Origin of the sequence: Paenibacillus sp. OT2-17, assembly GCF_009827695.1 — a bacterium.
Classification (GTDB): domain Bacteria; phylum Bacillota; class Bacilli; order Paenibacillales; family Paenibacillaceae; genus Paenibacillus; species Paenibacillus polymyxa_B.
Map to the genome: position 1 here is coordinate 1 of NZ_WUDQ01000459.1, position 3020 is coordinate 3020.

The 3020-nt window shown below is 51.2% G+C and carries 4 protein-coding genes; all 4 read right to left on the reverse strand.

The annotated features are described in order from the left end of the window. Positions 1-30: 30 nt before the first annotated feature. Positions 31-621, reverse strand: a complete 591-nt coding sequence (locus GRP75_RS23055) for a 4Fe-4S dicluster domain-containing protein (RefSeq protein ID WP_028540676.1) — start codon at positions 619-621, stop codon at positions 31-33. Between the two features lie 65 nt (positions 622-686). Beyond that, a complete protein-coding gene (locus GRP75_RS23060) occupies positions 687-1721 on the reverse strand; it encodes a [Fe-Fe] hydrogenase large subunit C-terminal domain-containing protein (RefSeq protein WP_272917232.1) in 1035 nt (344 codons plus the stop codon). Beyond that, complete coding sequence (locus tag GRP75_RS30340; RefSeq protein ID WP_272917233.1) at positions 1655-2191, reverse strand: 4Fe-4S binding protein; 537 nt, start codon at positions 2189-2191, stop codon at positions 1655-1657. Before GRP75_RS30340 ends, GRP75_RS23060 begins: the two co-directional genes overlap by 67 nt. 32 nt (positions 2192-2223) lie before the next feature. Further along, entirely contained in the window at positions 2224-2874 is a 651-nt protein-coding gene (locus GRP75_RS30345; RefSeq protein WP_076295294.1) for a 4Fe-4S dicluster domain-containing protein, read from the reverse strand. Positions 2875-3020 lie beyond the last annotated feature (146 nt).

Genomic DNA, 3020 nt, shown 5'->3' on the forward strand with positions numbered 1-3020 from the left:
GCGTATTTGTAGGCAGAGGGAAACCTTCGGTCATAAACCCGTTGCCGGAATGCGTGTCATATGCAGTAGCTGACGTGCACTTGCAGCGCGTTTTTCTTCAACCCGGGCATGAACCAGATCTGGCTCGACCAGTTTGAGGGCTTGTGTTGGACATTTACCAATACAGGCCGGACCGCCGTCCACGCCTTCGCATAAATCACATTTGCTGGCAATCATGCGCTCTTTGGGTTGCAAGCGTCCTGACATATTGGTATACAATCCATCCTGCACGACAGGCTGCCCGTTTCGATACTCGGGTACCATGTTAATCGCGCCGTAAGGGCAGGCGATCATGCAGGTTTTACAGCCAATGCAGCTTTCGCTATTAATGAGAATGCAGCCATCTGCGTTCGTAATAGAGCCGTTCGGACAAGCGTTGGCGCATGGAGCATCCTCACAGTGACGACACTGAACGGGTGCAGTGACCCCAAATGATTTGATAACCTTCAGACGAGGGTGAAAATGAAACTCATCATCCGGCGAGATAAAAGGGTTCTCCGCTGAATGTGCGATGACACATGCGATTTCACAGGTACGACAGCCGATACATTGATCGGGATCAGCTAAAACAAAACGGTTCATACAATTCGACTCCTCTCTAACTAACGACAAAAATAATGTATACAGCATAAAAATAACTTAATGTATTAATGAATGGAGTAATCCGCATCCCCTTTGGTGGAAATAGTGTTGCTGTGGCTTTGCTTGCCGGTCCCCCGTTGTTGGAAGGTGGTGTGCAGCAGATGATGCGACACATGACCCAGCGGCTCACCTAGAAATTCATCATAAAGTTTGATGATGTGAGGGTTCTCATGCGATTTTCGTACCTGGTGTGCAGCATCATGTCCATAGATGGAGGATTTACGTGCCCGATAAGCTTCAATTCGTTGCTTTTCTAACATGAGCTTGGGTTGTCCCCCTCCGCTGATACATCCAGCAGGGCAGCCCATCACCTCAATAAAATGATAATCACATTCGCCCGCCTGGACACGATCCAGTAGCTGATAGGCATGTTGTAGCCCGGCGACGACCGCTACCTTGAGCTGCAGCTTGCCTACCTGAACCTCAGCTACTCGAATGCCTTCCTCACCACGTACAAAATCGAGCTGGAGCTTCGGCAGTTTTTCATTTGTCAGCAGCTCGTAACCTGTACGGATGGCAGCTTCCATGACTCCTCCAGTGACTCCAAAAATGGAGCCTGCACCTGAATATTGTCCTAACGGTGAATCGAATTCTTCATCAGGCAGGTTCGCAAAATCAATTCCGCGCTGCTTGATCCAGTATGCAAGTTCACGCGTGGTCAGTACCTCATCCACATCACGGTAACCGTCAGATTCCATTTCGGGACGATCGCATTCAAATTGTTTACAAGTACAGGGCATGATGGCAACGCTGTATATATTCGCAGGTTCCACCTCGTCCAGTTGTGCGCCATAAGATTTGATTAGCGCTCCTAACATTTGCATCGGAGATTTGCAGCTGGATAGATGGTCTAGCAGATCGGGATATTCAATCTCTGCAAATCGGACCCATGCTGGACAGCAGGATGTGAACATGGGTAAGGGACCGCCTTCGGTCACGCGACGAATCAATTCAGTGCCTTCCTCCATGATGGTCACGTCAGCTCCAAAGTTGGTGTCGTATACCCGGTCGAAGCCAAGGCGGCGTAAAGCAGCAGCCATTTTCCAGGCGTCAAGGTGCCGAACGGCATTCCGAATTCCTCCGCGAGTGAAACACGAATGGCTGGAGCACATTGGACGATCCGAAACTGTCCAGGTTTGGTCATCATATCGGCTACCTTATTCAAGTTGTAGCTATAATAGGCAGCGAATAGTGGCTCTCTGATGTCGGCAGGCATATCGCGTTCTTGGATACGTTCCAGCCGTCTAGCTGCGCCTTCCTGTGAAGATGAACCTGCCCAGTCAGATGCGTATACGCTGCATATTTGTACACATTGACCGCAAATAACACATCGGTCTGCATTAACGGTTTGCGGTTCTCCGGGCAATCCCTCTATGGCATCTACTGGACAAACCCCAGCACAACGTCTGCATCCTGTGCAGAGCGTAGGGTCAATATGAATGACAGGGTCTGTGCAATCAGTCGTCTTCATACAAGGAGGCGAAGAGATCTTGTCTATTGTGGTTGACATGGTTTTCTACCTTTCTGCGGCTGATTTTGACCTTATAGGCGTGGGAAAAAGACTTCCCGCCGAGGCTCTGGAGGTGAGTCGGATATACCTTTGGCCAGCCGTAGGACATGATTCGGGCAGGCCTCTACACATGCAGGCTGTCCGTTCTCTGTTTCCGCGCACAGATCGCATTTGCTTGCTGCGGTGCGGGGAAGGGCGACTCGATTTGCACGGTGAGTCAGGCCGGACTGCGTTACAACGTGTCCTGCCCGGTAGACCGGAGACACCTCAATTGCCCCGAAGGGGCAGGCCAAAACACAGGAGGTACAGCCGATACATCGTTCCTCATCTATCATGACGACGCCGTCCTCCTGACGGATGGCCTGTACCGGACAAGCATGTGCGCAGGGGGCATTTTCGCAATGCCGGCATTGCACCGGCACATACATTTCCCCTGTACGTACAACATACACCTTGGGTACAACAGGTACGCTGACGGTTCCGACCGAAGCTCCTATGCCGTTAGCCTGACTGTGAACGGCGAAGCACGCCAGTTCACAGGCTTTGCAACCGATGCACTGTCCGGCGTCTGCGACTACAAAAGAAGAAGCAACAGCGCTTGTTCTACTGGCTGCTCCCATTCTACTCGTCGAAGCTGACCGGTTATCTGTCAGACGGTGCATCATATTCCCTGTGCCGCTCATCTCGTCACCTTATCAGCCAAAACAGCTTCCTGGACGTTCATCTGTCTGCGAATCCGTTGGTACGATTCATGTACATCACGTTCGGCCTGCGCTTGGTCGGCGATCCGTTCCAGACGGATGGCACAGTATTTTAATTCCGGGGTTTT